General features: G+C 70.0%; 14 protein-coding genes. 4 read left to right on the forward strand and 10 right to left on the reverse strand.

Annotated elements, in window-relative coordinates:
* Nucleotides 1-186: 186 nt before the first annotated feature.
* On the reverse strand, nt 187-2,517 hold the full coding sequence (locus AB0N07_RS45905; RefSeq protein WP_365846066.1) for a GH92 family glycosyl hydrolase: 2,331 nt from the start codon (nt 2,515-2,517) through the stop codon (nt 187-189).
* Between the two features lie 19 nt (nt 2,518-2,536).
* Entirely contained in the window at nt 2,537-5,149 is a 2,613-nt protein-coding gene (locus AB0N07_RS45910) for a PA14 domain-containing protein (protein ID WP_365846067.1), read from the reverse strand.
* Between the two features lie 118 nt (nt 5,150-5,267).
* Between AB0N07_RS45910 and AB0N07_RS45915 the strand changes: the two genes are divergently transcribed.
* Complete coding sequence (locus tag AB0N07_RS45915) at nt 5,268-5,504, forward strand: hypothetical protein (protein WP_365846069.1); 237 nt, start codon at nt 5,268-5,270, stop codon at nt 5,502-5,504.
* A gap of 12 nt (nt 5,505-5,516) precedes the next feature.
* On the opposite strand, the gene glgC is transcribed toward AB0N07_RS45915, so the two are convergent.
* The 3 genes from glgC to AB0N07_RS45930 form a co-directional block, all read right to left on the reverse strand.
* Nucleotides 5,517-6,737 (reverse strand): glucose-1-phosphate adenylyltransferase, encoded by a 1,221-nt coding sequence (gene glgC, locus AB0N07_RS45920; protein ID WP_365846071.1) that lies wholly within the window; start codon nt 6,735-6,737, stop codon nt 5,517-5,519.
* Between the two features lie 79 nt (nt 6,738-6,816).
* Nucleotides 6,817-7,968 (reverse strand): glycogen synthase, encoded by a 1,152-nt coding sequence (gene glgA, locus AB0N07_RS45925; protein WP_365846091.1) that lies wholly within the window; start codon nt 7,966-7,968, stop codon nt 6,817-6,819.
* 38 nt (nt 7,969-8,006) lie between these two features.
* On the reverse strand, nt 8,007-8,744 hold the full coding sequence (locus tag AB0N07_RS45930; RefSeq protein ID WP_365846073.1) for a (2Fe-2S)-binding protein: 738 nt from the start codon (nt 8,742-8,744) through the stop codon (nt 8,007-8,009).
* Between the two features lie 227 nt (nt 8,745-8,971).
* Here AB0N07_RS45930 and AB0N07_RS45935 point away from each other — a divergent pair, with 227 nt between their 5' ends.
* Nucleotides 8,972-10,087: a DMT family transporter gene (locus AB0N07_RS45935; protein WP_365846075.1), complete on the forward strand. Its 1,116-nt coding sequence runs from the start codon at nt 8,972-8,974 to the stop codon at nt 10,085-10,087.
* Here the strand turns inward: AB0N07_RS45935 and AB0N07_RS45940 are convergent.
* The gene (locus AB0N07_RS45940) at nt 10,077-11,210 is read right to left on the reverse strand and encodes a transglycosylase family protein (protein ID WP_365846077.1); all 1,134 of its coding nucleotides are present in this window, start codon (nt 11,208-11,210) and stop codon (nt 10,077-10,079) included. The genes AB0N07_RS45935 and AB0N07_RS45940 overlap by 11 nt on opposite strands.
* A 278-nt stretch (nt 11,211-11,488) precedes the next feature.
* Between AB0N07_RS45940 and gndA the strand changes: the two genes are divergently transcribed.
* Entirely contained in the window at nt 11,489-12,928 is a 1,440-nt protein-coding gene (gndA, locus tag AB0N07_RS45945; protein WP_365846079.1) for an NADP-dependent phosphogluconate dehydrogenase, read from the forward strand.
* Between the two features lie 480 nt (nt 12,929-13,408).
* Here the strand turns inward: gndA and AB0N07_RS45950 are convergent, their stop codons facing one another.
* From AB0N07_RS45950 to panD, 3 genes are read right to left on the reverse strand one after another with little or no spacing between them, the layout of a single operon-like run.
* Nucleotides 13,409-14,041, reverse strand: a complete 633-nt coding sequence (locus AB0N07_RS45950; protein ID WP_365846081.1) for an aspartate/glutamate racemase family protein — start codon at nt 14,039-14,041, stop codon at nt 13,409-13,411.
* Between the two features lie 39 nt (nt 14,042-14,080).
* Complete coding sequence (locus AB0N07_RS45955) at nt 14,081-14,434, reverse strand: GNAT family N-acetyltransferase (protein ID WP_365846083.1); 354 nt, start codon at nt 14,432-14,434, stop codon at nt 14,081-14,083.
* Between the two features lie 35 nt (nt 14,435-14,469).
* Nucleotides 14,470-14,889 (reverse strand): aspartate 1-decarboxylase, encoded by a 420-nt coding sequence (gene panD / locus AB0N07_RS45960; RefSeq protein WP_365846085.1) that lies wholly within the window; start codon nt 14,887-14,889, stop codon nt 14,470-14,472.
* Between the two features lie 643 nt (nt 14,890-15,532).
* Here panD and AB0N07_RS45965 point away from each other — a divergent pair.
* The gene (locus tag AB0N07_RS45965; RefSeq protein ID WP_365846087.1) at nt 15,533-15,718 is read left to right on the forward strand and encodes a helix-turn-helix domain-containing protein; all 186 of its coding nucleotides are present in this window, start codon (nt 15,533-15,535) and stop codon (nt 15,716-15,718) included.
* Between the two features lie 61 nt (nt 15,719-15,779).
* Here the strand turns inward: AB0N07_RS45965 and AB0N07_RS45970 are convergent.
* Nucleotides 15,780-16,101, reverse strand: a 322-nt coding sequence (locus tag AB0N07_RS45970; protein ID WP_365846089.1) for an integrase core domain-containing protein, incomplete at its 5' end; no start/stop codon positions are given.

The raw sequence follows: 16,101 nt of genomic DNA on the forward strand, positions 1-16,101 counted from the left end.
CAGGACCAGCCAGAACTACACCATCCACGCCACCGTCACGTTCTTCGAACACGGACTCGCAAACCGCTCACGGACGTAAACGCAACGGTGTTGGCGATTACGGTCAAGTACGATCAAGCTACGCACAGTTAACAGCAGATTAAGTCCCGCCCCTCGTGAGAGGCGGGACTCAAGAGACAGCTGAGGTCACTTCAGTGCAGGTGGTGCCGCCTGCGCCGATGTTCCCCACTCAGACGGGTGCGAGCCGACCGTGAAGTCGAGCGCGCGCAGGGAGCGCAGCGAGCCGGTCGTCAGGTATGTCCGGTCGTAGGCCGCCCCGTCCGTACGGGCCGACTGGATGTACCGCTCGGTGGCGGAGGTGCCCTTCGCGGTGATCGTCAGGGCCCCGCGCGGGAAGTAGCGGCGGTCCAACGTCAGGTCGACCTGGTCGAAGACCGGCGTGGACAGTCCCCAGGTGTCGTAGCCGGGCTGCACCGGGAAGAGCCCGATCGACGACAGCACGTTCCAGGCGGACATGGTGCCGAGGTCGTCGTTGCCGGTCATGCCCGTAGGACCGTCCGTGAACAGGGTCAGCGCCGCGTGCACGACGTCGGTCGTCTTCCACGGCTCACCGGTCGAGAGGTAGGTGTAGGGCGCGATGAGGTCGGGCTCGTTCTGCGGGTTGTACTTGTCGGCGTTGTAGTAGTCGTACGGGCCGTTGACCCACACCTCGCGGGCTGTCCTCGCCGGGTCGGCCAGCAGGCGGTCGTAGGCGAAGAACGAGTCGAGCCGGTCGTTCGCGGCCTGCTCGCCGCCGATCAGGGAGACCATGCCGGGCAGGTCCTGCGGCACCAGCCACTGGTACTGCCAGGACGTGCCCTCGTGGAAGCCCTCGCTCTGCGCCGGGTCGGCCGGCCCGGTGAAGGCGCCGGAAGCGTCGCGGGCGCGGAAGAAGCCGGTCGAGGGGTCGAAGATGTTGCGGTAGCTCTGGGAGCGGGCCGCATAGCGCGCCGCGTCGGCGTCGTGCCCGAGGCCCCTCGCCATCTGCGCGAGCATCGCGTCCGACAGGGCGTACTCCAGGGTCGCCGAGGCGCCGTGGTCGTAGTCCGAGTCGCCCGGCTTCACATGCGGGCGGCCCTTGATGTACGGCGCGAAGCCGTCCGCGATGTACTCCTTGTCGGCCTCCCGGCCCACCGCCGGCGAGTCCGCGGGCGGCACGCCGTCGGCGTTCTGTTTCAGCGCCCGGTAGGCCCGCTCTGCGTATCCTCCGGCCCCCTTGAGCAGACCCTGCTGGTAGGCGTTGGTGAGGAACGGGGTGACCGGGTCGCCGGTCATGATGTTCGTCTCGACGGTGCCGTAGCCCCACTTGGGCAGCCAGCCGCTCTCCTCGGAGATCTTGACGACCGAGATCGCCATGTCGCGGGCCTCGCGGGGCGCGAGCAGGGACAGCAGCTGGGACTGGGTGCGGTAGGTGTCCCACAAGGACCAGTTCTGGTAGTAGGTGAAGCCGTCCGTGCGGTGGATCCTCTGGTCCCAGCCGGTGTAGCGGCCGTCGGCGTCGCTGCCGATGTTCGGGGCCAGGAAGGACCGGTACAGCGCCGAGTAGAAGGTCCGGCGCAGGCTGTCCGCGCCGCCCTTCACCCGCACGTCGTCGAGGCGGTCCTCCCACGCCTGCTGCGCCGCGTGGCGTACGGCGTCGAAGGAACGCCCGCCCTCCGCACGGAGGTTGACGGCCGCGCCGTGCGCGTCGACGTAGGACAGGGCGGTGGTCGCCTCGACCGTGCGGTCCTTGGTGGCGTCGAAGCGGACGTAGGCGCCGCCGCGGCCGGTCTTCGAGCCCGCGGTCACGGTCGAGCCGTCCCAGGTGCCGTACGCGGTGAAGGGACGGTCGAAGCGGGTGATCGTGTAGACGGTGTACGGCTTGGTGTCCTGGCAGAAGCCGCGGCCGGTGATGGCGGTGCCCACGGTGCGGCTGTCCAGGATCTCGACCTTGGTGGAGACCGTGGTGTGCAGCGACTGGGCCGCGTTCAGCAGGACGTCGGCCTTGTCGGTGGCCGGGAAGGTGTAGCGCTGCACGCCGGTGCGCGCGGTGGCGGACAGCTCGGCCTCGATGCCGGTCTTCAGGCCGACCCGGTAGTAGCCGGGGCTCGCGGCCTCGTCGTCGTGGCTGAACTCGGCGGCGTACCTGGCGTAGTCCGTCTGAGTGACCTCACCCGTGGTCGGCAGCACCGGCAGATCCCCGCCGAGCCCGCAGCCGACGCCCGACAGATGAACCAGGGAGAAGCCGCGGATGTGGTTCTGGGAGTAGTCGTAACCGGTGTTGTGGCCGGTGTCCGGCGAGAGCTGCACCATGCCGAAGGGCACGGCGGCACCGGGATAGGTGTTGCCCTCGTTCTCGGTACCGATGAACGGGTTGACCAGATCGGTGAGTCGACCGTGGCTCGGCTCGGTGGCCTGTGCGGTGGCGGGTGCGGCGAACAGCGCGGACGCTGCCAGCGCACCTGCCGTGCACAGCCGCAGGCGCCTGGTCCATCTCATGTCGGAAGTCCTCCGGGGTTCAGGGGGTCGGGCAGCCTGCGGGGGTCGCCTGGGAAGCGTCGCGGATCAGGGCCTGCTGGGCCGTGCGCACACGCTGGGCATCCGGTTTGAGCACCTTGCGGTCGTACGTCAGCAGGCCGTTGAGCTCGCCCTCGACGTCGGAGATCTGGGTGTAGACCGCGCCGTTGCTCCCCTTGCAGGCCAGGGCGTGCACCTCGGCGAGCTTGGTCAGGTAGTCGTCGGTGTAGGCCGCCTGGTCGACGTCGACGTACGACTGCTGCACGGACCAGGCGTGTCCCGGCACCGCGAGGCCGAGGCCGCCGTACTCGCCGCTGACCAGGGCGCGTCGGCCGTCGGGGTGGGGCGGCAGGGCGGGGCTGGGGTAGCCGTGCTCGTCCATGATGTCGCCGGTGCCGCCGTCGGCCCCGAGGTTGAGCCCGGACATGGAGTTGACCAGCCGGGTCGGGTCCCAGGCCTTCGCCTGGTCGGCGATGCGGGCCTCGTCGTACTGGCCCCAGCCCTCGTTGAAGGTGACCCACATGACGACCGACGGGCTGCTGATGTGCTCGTCGATCATCTGCTTCATCTCGCGCTCGTACTCGGCACGGGCCTCGGCGCTCGGGTTCACCCCGGCGGTCATCGCGGGCATGTCCTGCCACACCATCAGGCCCAGCCGGTCGGCCCAGTAGAACCAGCGGTCGGGCTCGACCTTGATGTGCTTGCGTACGGCGTTGAAGCCGAGCTGCTTGTGGACCTTCAGGTCGTGGGCGAGGGCGTCGTCGGTGGGCGCCGTGTAGAGGCCGTCGGGCCAGTAGCCCTGGTCGAGGGTGGCCATCATGAAGACCGGTTTGCCGTTGAGGAGGGTGCGCGGGACGCCGTTCACCTTCTCTACGGCGATCGAACGCATGCCGAAGTAGCTGCCGACGCGGTCGGCGCCGACGGTGACCTTCAGGTCGTAGAGGAACGGGTCGTCGGGAGACCACAGGTGTGGGTCGCGGATGGTCAGGGTGAGCGGGGCGCCGGTGCGGCCGCGGGCCGTGGCGACCTTGCGCTTTCCGTCGTACGCGGTCGCCGTGATCGGTACGCCGTCGCGAACTCCCTTTTCCTCGACGGTGAGTTGGCTCTTGGCGACGTCAGGGATCAGCTTGAGGGAGTCGACGTGATCGGTTGCCACCGGCTCCATCCACACCGTCTGCCAGATGCCCGAGGTGGGCGTGTACCAGATGCCGCCGGGATCCAGACGCTGCTTGCCGAGCGGCGGGTTCTCGCCGGTGGCCGCGTCGGTGGGGTCGTACACGCCGACGATCAGCTCCTGGGTGCGGCCGGGCTTGAGTGCGCCGGTGATGTCGGCGCTGAACTTGTCGTAGCCGCCCTGGTGTCGGGCCACCTCGGTGCCGTTGACGTACACCTCGGCCCGCCAGTCGACGGCGCCGAAGTTGAGCCGCAGCCGCCTGCCGGAGCCGATCTTCCAGTCGGCGGGGACGGTGAAGGTGCGGCGGTACCACATGCGGTCCTCGTGCCGTTCGAGACCCGAGAGCTGGGACTCCACGGGGTAGGGGACGAGGATGCGCTCGGCGAGGGTCCTGCCGACGGGCGGCTTCTCCCCGGTCGTGGCGGCGGCGAACTGCCAGCGGCCGTTGAGGCCCAGCCAGGCGGGGCGGGTCAGCTGCGGGCGCGGGTATTCGGGGAGGGCGTTGTCGGCGCCCACCTGGTCGGCCCATGGGGTGCGCAGTTCGTACGTGGAGCGGTTGGGGCCGCCGCTCCAGAACTCCTTGACAACGTTGCCGTCAGCCGTGGCGAGGGCGCCGTTTCCGTCGTAGCGGACATCGGCGGTGCCGCGTGCGGTGCCGGTCTTGTTGCCGACGACGGGTTCCTTCAGGGCGACGAGCAGCGCGCGCGGGTCGGCGGGGTCCACCTGGGCGGATGTCAGGGGCCACTTGGCGCCGCCGATCACCGCTTCGAGGTGGTCGGTCAGGCCGGCCGGGGGTGGGGCGAGGCGCTGGGGGAAGTCGAGCTTGAGGGTGCGGCCGGTGCCGGTGACCGTGGCGGCGGTGGCGCCGTCGTAGGCCCATCCGTCGGGGAGGCGGAAGGCCGACTGCGGGACGGCCTCCTTGCGTCCGCCGGGCTGGGTCCAGCGCAGGTGGAGGTTGGAGCCGCCGTAGTGCTCGAAGTATTCGACCTTGATGTCGTAGGCCCTGCCCGCGGTCAACTCGACGGGTGCACTGGTCTGTTCGCTGTCCCAGTCGTCCACCCAGTGGTCGATGACGATCTTCCCGTCGACCCACAGCCGGAAGCCGTTGTCGCCGATGATCGAGAAGGTGTGGGGGCCGGTCCTCTCCGGGACGATCTTGCCGGTCCAGCGAACGCTGACGTCGTCCGACTGCCCGGTGGTGAAGGCGAGGCGCGGTTCGAGGTCGTCGAAGTCCAGGTTCGGGTCCATTCCCGTGGCCTTGAGGCGGTCGAAGTCGAAGGCGCCGGGGGCGGACTGCGTGTAGTACTCGCCCTTCAGGCCATGGATCTCCGCGGGGTCGTCGGCAGCGGCGGTCGCGGTGGTGGCGGCGGCGAGTCCGGCGGCGCCGAGGGCCGCTGCGAGCAGTAAGGCGAGTCGGTCTCTGAGGCGTCTCAGGTGCACGGAACCTCCCATAACAACGTTGTCATGGACAGCAGTTGGCATGACAACACGGATTCCGGTTTGCGTCCAGGGACATGACAAGTCCTGTCGGATGCTGCTCGTCCGGCGGGCGCGGAGGATGGGTGGCAGAGCCCACCGGTCCGAGGAGTTGGACGACTGCACGGTGGACTACGCCACGTTCCGCGAGAACAACGATCACACGCCGCTGCTGAAGGGGTTGCCCGAGGACCGGTGCCAGTGCCCGCACACCGCGCCCGGCACCGAGGCGCTGCAGTTCGGTCCGACCCTGGAGGTGCGCCCCACCAGCGAGGCGATCATGAAGAACCTCCAGGCGACGCAGAAGGCCTCCGGCTGACCCGAGCGGCCCCTACGGCACCAGCTGCCCCTTCCCCAGCGCGATCACTCCGCCCTTGGAGACGGTGTACAGCTCCGCGTCCCGCTCCGGGTTGACGCCGATCGTCGCGCCCGGCGGTACCTCCACGTTCTTGTCCAGCACCGCCCCGCGCACGACCGCGCCCCGCCCTATGTGGACGTTGTCGTGCAGCACCGAGCCCTGGACCACCGCGCCCGGGTCGACCCTGACGCCCGGCGACAGGATGGAACGGGTGACCTGGCCGCGGATGAGACAGCCTGCACTGATGATCGACTCGCTGGCCATCCCGCCCGCGTTGAAACGGGCCGGGGAGAGCTGGTTGGAGTGGGTGTAGATGGGCCACTGCCGGTTGTACAGGTTGAAGGCGGGCCGCTCGGCGATCAGGTCCATGTGGGCGTCGTAGTACGCGTCGAGCGTGCCGACGTCGCGCCAGTAGCCGCGGTCGCGGTTGGTCTCGCCGGGCACGTGGTTGGCGCTGAAGTCGTACAGCTGGGCCTCGCCGCGCTCGGTGAGCTGGGGCAGGATCGAGCCGCCCATGTCGTGTACGGAGTTCTCGTCGTCGGCGTCCCGCTGCAGCGCCTCGATCAGGGCCTTGGTGGTGAAGATGTAGTTGCCCATGGAGGCGAAGATCGTCTCCGGGTCGTCCGCGAGGCCGGGCGGGTCCACGGGCTTCTCCAGGAAGCGCTCGACGGCCAGGCCGTCCGAGCCCGGGGTGATCACACCGAACTGCGAGGACTCCGAGCGCGGGACCCGGATGCCCGCGACCGTCACGCCCGCGCCGCTCTCGATGTGCTGGGCGAGCATCTGGCTGGGATCCATGCGGTACACGTGGTCGGCGCCGAACACCACGACGTACTCGGGCGCCTCGTCGTACACGAGGTTCAGGGACTGCAGGATGGCGTCGGCGCTGCCCAGGTACCAGCGCGGGCCGAGCCGCTGCTGGGCGGGGACCGGGGTGACGTAGTTGCCGAGCAGGCTGGACATCCGCCAGGTGGTGGTGATGTGCCGGTCCAGCGAGTGCGACTTGTACTGCGTCAGCACGCAGATGCGCAGGATGTCGCCGTTGACGAGGTTGGACAGGACGAAGTCGACGAGGCGGTAGGTGCCGCCGAAGGTGACCGCTGGTTTCGCGCGATCCGCGGTCAGGGGCATCAGGCGTTTGCCTTCCCCGCCCGCCAGGACGATCCCGAGCACCGAAGGTCCGCCACGACGCATGGCCGCTCCCCTCACCGTGGTTGATCCATGCCTGCCCCTGAGCAGCGCCCAGTAAGCCTGTTCGAGGAACCCGGCCGTTCTATCCCTGTTTGAGGATCTCCTCGTAAAGACGGACCGTACGGCGGGCGACGGCGTCCCAGCCGAACTCCCCCACCGCTCGCTCCCGGCCGGCCTCGCCCATCCGCCGGGCGGCCTCCGGGTCGCCGAGCACCTGGTCCAGCGCCCGCGCGAGGCCCGCCTCGAAGTCGTCGTCCACGTCGACGAGCAGGCCGGTCTTGCCCTCGTCCACCACCTCGGGGATGCCGCCGACCCGGGAGGCCACGACCGGTGTCCCGCAGGCCATCGCCTCGAGGTTGACGATACCGAGGGGTTCGTACACCGACGGGCAGACGAAGGCGGCGGCGTGTGTGAGGAGTTGGATCACCTCGGGGCGCGGCAGCATCTGCGGGATCCAGTGCACATGCTCGCGGACACGGCTGAGCTCCTGGTAGAGGTCGCGGAACTCCCGGTCGATCTCCGGCGTGTCGGGCGCCCCGGCACACAGCACGACCTGCACGCCCGGGTCGATGTCCCGCACCGCGCGCAGCAGATGGGGCACACCCTTCTGGCGGGTGATGCGGCCGACGAAAAGGACGTACGGACGGTCGGTGTCCAGACCGATGCGGTCGAGCACGTCGGTGCCGTGGTCGGGCCGGTACAGCGTGGTGTCGATGCCGTTGTGCACGACCTGCACCTTGGCCGCATCCAGGGCCGGATAGCAGGTGAGGATGTCCTCCCGCATGGCGCCGGAGACCGCGATCACGGCGTCGGCGCTCTCGATCGCGGTGCGCTCGGCCCAGCCGGAGAGGGCGTACCCGCCGCCGAGTTGCTCGGCCTTCCAGGGGCGCAGCGGCTCCAGCGAGTGCGCGGTCATCACATGCGGTATGCCGTACAGGAGCTTGCCGAAGTGACCGGCGAGGTTGGCGTACCAGGTGTGGGAGTGCACCAGTTCGCGGCCTTCGAGACCGGCGGCCATCGCGAGGTCCACGGAGAAGGTGCGCAGCGCGTCGTTGGCGGTGTCCAGGGCGGCCCAGGAGCGGTGGCGTACGACGCCCACTCCGCGGCCCTCGCCCCAGCAGTGCACCTCGAGGTCGACCAGGGAGTTCAACTCCCGGGCGAGGAACTCGACATGGACGCCCGCGCCGCCGTACACGTCCGGGGGGTACTCCCGGGTCAGCAGTCCGACTCGCACCCGCAACCCCCAGCTCTCGGCGACCGGTTCCCTCATGGTCACCCAGATGCGCCGTGCGCGGAAGAGCGCGGCGGTCGTGTGAAGCAACAGTCACCGCACACGCCCCCGCCGGGCACACGGTAGTAGAGGCAGCAGCTGCGCCGCCGGAAGGAGGTGCCGGTGAGGGTGCCGGCATCCGACAGGAGAGGATGGGCGAGGAGTTCCGCGGCGAGGGTACGGGTCCGGGCGGCGGCCTCGGTGCGGCCGTGCCGGCCGGCCCACTGCTCCAGTTGCCGGGCGGCTCCCGCCAGCGCGGAGGCCGCGTTGCCCCACAGCAGGCCGGGGGCGATCCGGTGGTGCGCCCGTAGCGCCGTCGCCAGCGGGGCGAGATGGCCGTGCAGGACGACGTCCGCGAGGGTCGCGGGCTCCGCGGGCCGCGAGCGTACCCGGGTGAGCCACAGGTCGTCGGGGGCGGAGGCGTCGGGGTCCCAGTGCAGCAGCCCCGGGTCCAGGTCGGGCACGCGGCCGTACAGCGCGGCGCAGCCGAGCGTCACCGACCACAGCCGGGCCGCCAGCCCCTGTTGGGCCACCGAGGCCGCGATGCGCGACTCGGGTGCACGAAGAAACAGCGCGACCTTTTCGACCCGGAAAGCAATGGCATTTCCGTACGCATCGGAAGACCGGTTCTCGTACACGTCGGCGAACGTCGGCAGTGGCGTGCCCGGCGCTCCGCCCGTCCGCAGTGCGAAAAAGCCGCCGAGCGGTCCGAGGGCGGCAAGATCCTGATCGAGGTCCACGAACAGCAGTAGTACCAAGGTCCCTAGGGGTTCCCACCGAGGGGTGTCCACCCCGTGTCGCCCACCCTGGGGAGGACGGCGCCCGATTCGTACTCCATCGGCAGTAGGACCCATTGCCTGCTCTGGGACGACGACGGGAACAGATCGACAAGGCATCGTGTTCGCATGAAGGCCGACCGTTCGCCGCGCAGGGCTCCGCGCCCCCGCCACACGCAGAGGAGCAACTCATGAGTGCCCTCGCGTTGTCCGTCCTCCTCTCGCTCGTCTCCGCCGTCGCCTACGCAGGCGGGGCGATCGTGCAGGAGTACGTTGCGGTGTCCTCGCCCGTTCAGGAGTACGCGCCGCTGCGCCGGCCGACCTGGTGGGCCGCGGTGGCGCTCAACGGCCTCGGCGGACTGCTGCACGTGGTGGCGCTGGCCTACGGCCCGCTGAGCCTGGTGCAGCCGCTGGGCGCACTGACCATCGTGTTCGCGCTGCCGATGGCAGCCCTGTTCGTGGGCCGCAAGGCCGGGACGACCGCCTGGCGGGGCGCGATCATGGCGACCGTGGGCCTCGCCGGTCTGCTGGCACTGGTCGGCTCCTCCGACGCGCAGTCCCTGGACACGGCCCAGCGGATCGCCGTCGCCGTGGTCTCCGGCAGCGTCGTCGTGGCCCTGATGATCGCGGGCCGGGCCGCCCACCGGCACCCTGCGGTGCGCAGCATGCTGCTCGCGACCGCGTCCGGCATAGCCTTCGGGATGTCCTCGGTGTTCACGAAGACCGTCGCGGTCGACTGGACCGTCGGCGTCTCCGCGGCCGACATCCCCGCCCTGGCCGTGATCGGCGTCTTCGCCACGGCCGGCATGCTGCTCTCCCAGGCCTCCTACCGCGGCGCCGGACTCGCCGCCCCGCTGGCCACGCTGACCGTGGTGAACCCGGTGGTGGCGGCCGCGGTCGGCATCACGATGTTCGGCGAAACCTTCCGCTACGGCAGCACGGGCACCGCGCTCGCCCTGAGCTGCGGCGTGGTCGCCGCCGGCGGCCTGATCCTGCTGACGACGGAGCGCCTCGCCCGCGCCGGCGCCGAGACCGCGCCGGAGCCGACCACCGAGCCGATCCCCGTCATGGAATCCATCGAGGAGTCCGTCGAGGACCTCCTCGCCGCGATCCCCGAGCAGCCGGTGGCCGCACTCCGCGAGGAGATCCTCGTCCCCGCCCAGGTCGGCCCCACCGTTCTCGCGGTGGCCTACGACGACGAACGGCCCCCGGGCCCGGCCCGCTACTGCTTCTACGGCCCCTTCTACAGCGGCTCGTACGTCCCGTCACCGGACGCCGACCGGCACCGGGAACCCGTCAAATCCTGACGCCACCGGCCCTGAGATACGCGAGAGGGTCGATGTCGGTACCGAAACCGGGCCCCGTCCGCACCTCGAAGTGCAGATGCGGGCCCGTTGCGTTGCCCGTCGCCCCGGAGCGCCCTATCCGCTGCCCGCCGCCGACGCCCTGCCCGGCCTTCACGGAGATCGCCGAGAGATGGGCGTACTGGCTGTAACGGCCGTCGGCGTGCCGGATCACCACCTGGTAGCCGTAGGCGCCGCCCCACCCGGCGGAGACGACCCGGCCCGCGGCGACCGCCTTCACGGTCGTGCCGGTGGGTACGGGGAAGTCGACGCCGGTGTGGTAGCCCTTCGACCAGGAGGACCCGGCCACGTGGTACGGCGTGCCGATCGGGCCGCTCACCGGAGCGACCAGCAAGTGGCCGGTGGTGGTCTTCTCCTCGGTGGCCGAAGAGGCCTTCTCCGCCGAGGACTTCGACCCTGTGTGGTGCGTGGCCGGCGCCTTCGCCCGCAGGTTCAGCCGCTGCCCCGGAAGGATCAGGTCGGGGTCGGCACCGACGGTCTTCCGGTTCCCGGCGTACAGCCGCTGCCAGCCGCCCCGGACGTGCTCGGTCTCGGCGATCCGGGAGAGGGAGTCACCTCGGACCACGGTGTACATCTCGGCCGTGCCGGCCCGGGACTGGGGTGTGGAGTGCGGCTTCACGTCCTCGACGGAGGTTTTCACGGGGGTCTTCTTTTCGGCGGAGGCCGGGTGCACCGCCGGGCTGCCACCACCCCGCGTCAGCCCCGCCTGCTGCGAACACACCGGCCAGGCACGCGGCCCCTGCCCCTCCAGGACCTTCTCCGCCACGGCGATCTGCTGGCCCTTGGTGGCCAGGTCGGCGCGCCGCGCGTAGTTCGCGCCGCCGTAGGACTCCCAGGTGGACTGGGTGAACTGCAGCCCGCCGTAGAAGCCGTTGCCGGTGTTGATGCTCCAGTTGTTCGTCGACTCGCAGGCGGCGACCTTGTTCCAGGTGGACACGTCGGCCGCGTGGGCGGTGCCGGTGCCGATCAGCGGGATCGCCATGCCGGCGCCGCCGACCGTGACGGTGAGTGAGGCGCGGTTGATCCTGTTCGGCTGATACCGGCGGTGCCGGCCCCGTACGGCCATGAAGATCCCCCTCGACATATGCCAGAAGGGCCAAAAGTAAGCGCCCCGAACAGGCCATGACAAGACGGCAATCGGCCGCCCTGTCCCTTGAACAACCAGTGATGCACGCCAGTTGCAGTACGGCTGAGGCGGCTGGGGCCCGTCGTGCGTATCTGCCTGCGAAAAGTCGGCCACCCCGGACATGCGCTCGGCGTAGCGGCAAGTCAGGATGGTCGACGGGACGATACTGACGTGCACGACCGGCACCACCGATACCGGATCCTTTAGGAGCCAACCGAATGAGCAACTCAGCCCAGATCGGCGTCACGGGACTCGCGGTCATGGGCCGCAATCTCGCCCGTAACTTCGCGCGCAACGGCTACACGGTCGCCTTGCACAACCGCACAGTGGCGCGTACGAACGCCCTGGTCGAGGAGTTCGGGCACGAGGGCGACTTCATCGCGGCGGAGACCGCCAAGGAGTTCGTGGCGGCGCTGGAGCGGCCACGGCGCCTGGTCATCATGGTCAAGGCGGGCGACCCGACCGACGCGGTGATCCACGAGTTCGCCCCGCTCCTGGAGCCCGGCGACATGATCATCGACGGTGGCAACGCGCACTTCGCGGACACCCGCCGCCGGGAGCGCGAACTGCGCGAGCAGGGCATCCACTTCGTCGGCATGGGCGTCTCCGGCGGCGAGGAGGGCGCGCTCAACGGGCCGAGCATCATGCCGGGCGGCCCCAAGGAGTCGTACGACTCGCTCGGCCCGATGCTGGAGAAGATCTCCGCGAAGGCGAAGGACGGCGCGCCCTGCGTGACGCATGTGGGTCCCGACGGCGCCGGGCACTTCGTGAAGATGGTCCACAACGGCATCGAGTACGCCGACATGCAGCTGATCGGCGAGGCGTACCAGCTGCTGCGCGATGTGGCCGGATACTCCCCCGCGCAGATCGCGGAGATCTTCCGCACCTGGAACACGGGCCGCCTGGACTCTTACCTGATCGAGATCACCGCCGAGGTGCTGTCCCATGTGGACGCGGCGACCGGCAAGCCGTTCGTGGACGTGGTGGTGGACCAGGCGGAGCAGAAGGGCACCGGCCGCTGGACCGTCCAGATCGCCCTCGACCTGGGCGTTCCGGTGTCGGGCATCGCGGAGGCTGTCTTCGCCCGCTCACTGTCGGGTCACGCGGCCCTGCGCGAGGCCTCCCGCGGTCTCGCGGGCCCGAAGGCCTCGCCGCTGTCCGAGTCGGAGGCGGGGGCGTTCGCGGACCGCGTGGAGCAGGCCCTCTACGCCTCGAAGATCGTGTCGTACACGCAGGGCTTCCACGAGATCGCGGCCGCCCGCGAGGAGTACGACTGGGACATCGACCTGGGCGCGGTCTCCGCGATCTGGCGCGGCGGCTGCATCATCCGCGCGGCCTTCCTGGACCGCATCCGCTCCGCGTACGACACCCGGGCCGACCTGCCGAGCCTGCTGTCCGACGAGACGTTCGCGCAGGAGATCGCGGACGCCCAGGACGACTGGCGCGAGGTCGTCGTCGCCGCCACCCGCCAGGGCGTCCCGACCCCCGGCTTCGCCGCGGCCCTCGCCTACTACGACGCCCTGCGCGCGGAGCGGCTGCCGGCCGCGCTGACGCAGGGCCAGCGTGACTTCTTCGGCGCGCACACGTACCGGCGCACGGACCGGGACGGCTCGTTCCACACGCTGTGGGGCGGGGACCGGTCGGAGGTCGACGCGTAGCGGGCTGCTGTACGAGGCGGCGGGCGGTCCGAACGGGCGCCCGCCGTCCTTGTGTGATCCGGCTGCTTGCCGGCTGCGGGCGTCGAGGCCCTGCCGGCTGTTGCAGCAGCGTTCGCCCGTCGCCGGGGTCAGGTCAGCGGTGGCCCCGGCTCCGGGTTCGGTACCGGTTCCGGTCCCGGGGGGATCGGCGACGGGGACGGGTCCGGTGGCGCGGGCGGGGTGGGTTCCGGGCCGGGTGGTGCCGGTGGTGTGGGCTCCGGGCCGGGCGGTGGCTGGGGGTTGGGGACCGGCGACGGGTACGGGTCCGGGGGCTGGGGGCCCGGACCAGGTGTGGGACCCGGTGGTACGGGGTCGGGGTGCGGATCGGTCATGGTGTCCTCCGGCGAGTCGGTCGACGTCGGCTCTGGACTACTGCCCCGCGTACCCGACGGCCGCCTTTGCACTCACCCGCCCGCAGGACGGCACGCCGTCCAGGTGGGCCTACCCGGCGGGTACCGCCCGGGCGCCCGCCGCGAGGCCGGGGCGCGGGCTGGACAGTACCGGGACCGCCGTGGTCGTCAGCTGCTGGGCCGGGGCCATGGAGCCCTGGGCGAGGACGATCGCGTCGGCGCCGGTGACCGCGTCGGCCGCGGCTGCCACGAGACGGGCGCAGCCCTCGCCGTCACCCGCCGTGAAAAGGTCCCAGGCACCCTCGACGAGCCGGGTCCGCACCTCCACGGGACGTCCGGCGCGACGGGCCTCCTCCTCGATCAGGGCCGCTGTCGGCCCGAAGGTGCTCTCCACGCTGGCGAGCACGACGATCCGCGAACCGGCGGCCACCGCGGCGGCCGCCATCGGACGGTCGCTGCGCAGCACCGGCACGCCGGGGGTGGCCGCCTCCGCGACGCCGCCGATGGTCGAGCAGGTGCACAGAACGGCCCGCGCACCCTCGGCGACCGCCCTGTCCAGCGCGGCCCGCACCTCGCCCGCCACCGCCTCGGGCCCCTCGTGGCGGGCCCGGGCCAGCAGCTCCTCGTCGACGAAGTGCCGCAGTTCCAGACCTTCGTGATCCTCGTCGCGCAGGGCCTCGAAGACGGGGATGTGCGCGGGCGAGGTGTGCAGGAGCGCGAGCATGCGGTTGGCAGGCCTTTGTGAGCGGGGATACGGGCGGGCTCAGAAGCGACCGGGGTGCGCCGCCAGCCACTTCTTCGCCGCCCCCAGCAGCTCCGGGTCGGCGGCCGGGGCCTCGTCGGGATGGCGTTCGGCCCACTTGGTGACGTACGGGCACAGCGGCGCGACGACGACGCCCTCGCGCCCCGCGATGGCGTACAACTCACGCGCCAGCGAACCCGCGATGCCCTTCCCCTCGTGGGCCGGTTCCACGATCGTGTGGACGGGGACCAGGGCGCGCCCGGGAGATTCGAGGACGAAGTACTCGATGTGGCCGACGACTTCGCCGTCCGTACCGTCGCTGACGGCCTCCAGGCGGCCCGCCGCCCGATCGTCGCGGATCTCGATGTCGCTCATGGGCACGCTCCTGGTTCGAGGGGTCCGAGTGTGGATCAGGCCGGTACGGCCTGAGGGCTGCGCTCCTGGTCCGAGCCCGGTACCGGCTCGGACGGGTCGGCGCCCAGGGCCACGATGCGGTTGTCGCGGTCCACGTGCACGACGCGGGGTTCCAGCGCCCGCGCCTCGGCGTCGGTCACCTGAGCGTAGCTGATGATGATCACCAGGTCGCCGGGGTGGACGAGATGGGCGGCGGCCCCGTTGATCCCGATCACGCCGGAGCCGCGTTCCCCCTCGATGACGTACGTCTCCAGGCGGGCGCCGTTGGTGACGTCGACGATGTGCACGAGCTCACCGGGCAGCAGGTCGGCGGCGTCGAGGAGATCGGAGTCGATGGTCACCGATCCCACGTAGTGCAGGTCGGCCTGGGTGACGGTGGCGCGGTGGATCTTGGACTGGAACATGGTGCGCAACATCTGAGCACTCCCGCAAGTAGGCTCCCTGCCTGCGTTCTTGCAGGTCAAGGGCAATTTCCACACCTTACAGCGAGTCGCATGTTCGGGCAGCTTTCCCTGGGTTTTTCAGGACTCATGCTGACCGATTGCTGACTTTCCTGACAGTTCATCAGATCGCGGCGCTGGGGTGCTCGGAGTCGTCGCCGACCCCTGCACTGCCCAACGACGAGCGGCCGACGCCAGCCTACGCAACGGGCTTCGAAGACGTTCGTGACCATCGCCACAGCGAGGCGTCCACCCGTCTCGCCAAGAGTCAGGCAGCGTGACACGGGCCGGATGATCAAGTCCGCGACAGAACGCTCCCGGCTCATGGCCCGGCCCAGTCGAAAGGAATCTGGGGAGGTCAGGTCGCTTACTTGATCAAGCGGCGCGCAACATAGCCGATGATCGCCGGTTACCCGAACCGGCGATTCCTCTGATCATTGTCCTGCCCGCGCGATGACGCTTGGCGGTGGCACGCGACGGGAGCCAGAGCCCACCCAATAACCAGCCGGGACGCGGATCAACCTCCGGCCGAGTATCCAGGAGCAACCTGACCTTGAAACCGCAGAACACTGCCGCCGAAGCCTCCACCCGAGTCGCCCCACGTTTTGATCGTCGCCCGGTGGATCCCATCCTCATCGACACGGCCGAGGTAGCAGGGATGCTGAGCATGTCCACGAGCTGGGTCTATAGAGAGGCTTCGAAGCTCGGACTGAAGGGATACAAGCTGGGGCGTGGCAGAAACGCCAAGATTCTCTACAAGAAGACCGACGTCCTCCGGTGGCTGGAGCAGCAGAGAATCCATTAGCTCCATGCCACGTCGGCAGCCACTGACCCTGAGGCGTCCCCCGGAGTGTGGACACGGGGGTTCATGCTGCGAGTGTGAGTTTACGTGCTCGCCGCTGTTGCTGTTCGAATTCGGCTGGTGAGAGGTAGTTGAGGGCGCTGTGGCGCCGTCGGGCGTTGTAGTAGGTGAGCCACTGGAAGATCTCCAGCCTCGCCTGTCGCACCGTCGAGAACATCCTCTGGTGCATCGTCTCTCTCTTGAGTCCCTGCCAGAACGACTCGGCGAGGGCGTCGTAGCTCGAGCCGACCCGGCCCATGCTCCTGCGGATCCCGAAACCGTCGCAGACCTGCGCGAACGCGGCTGACGTGTATTGCGAGCCACGGTCCGCGTGGAAGATCACGCCG

The organism is Streptomyces sp. NPDC051172 (genome assembly GCF_040682555.1).
Lineage (GTDB): Bacteria > Actinomycetota > Actinomycetes > Streptomycetales > Streptomycetaceae > Streptomyces.

Bases quoted from the DNA above. Each gene is read 5' to 3' on its own strand.
- glgC (WP_365846071.1), bottom strand. From the start codon at position 6,737: ATGCGTCGTGGCGGACCTTCGGTGCTCGGGATCGTCCTGGCGGGCGGG.
- AB0N07_RS45905 (WP_365846066.1), bottom strand. From the start codon at position 2,517: ATGAGATGGACCAGGCGCCTGCGGCTGTGCACGGCAGGTGCGCTGGCA.
- AB0N07_RS45915 (WP_365846069.1), top strand. From the start codon at position 5,268: ATGGGTGGCAGAGCCCACCGGTCCGAGGAGTTGGACGACTGCACGGTG.
- gndA (WP_365846079.1), top strand. From the start codon at position 11,489: ATGAGCAACTCAGCCCAGATCGGCGTCACGGGACTCGCGGTCATGGGC.
- panD (WP_365846085.1), bottom strand. From the start codon at position 14,889: ATGTTGCGCACCATGTTCCAGTCCAAGATCCACCGCGCCACCGTCACC.
- AB0N07_RS45955 (WP_365846083.1), bottom strand. From the start codon at position 14,434: ATGAGCGACATCGAGATCCGCGACGATCGGGCGGCGGGCCGCCTGGAG.
- AB0N07_RS45950 (WP_365846081.1), bottom strand. From the start codon at position 14,041: ATGCTCGCGCTCCTGCACACCTCGCCCGCGCACATCCCCGTCTTCGAG.
- AB0N07_RS45935 (WP_365846075.1), top strand. From the start codon at position 8,972: ATGAGTGCCCTCGCGTTGTCCGTCCTCCTCTCGCTCGTCTCCGCCGTC.
- AB0N07_RS45940 (WP_365846077.1), bottom strand. From the start codon at position 11,210: ATGGCCGTACGGGGCCGGCACCGCCGGTATCAGCCGAACAGGATCAAC.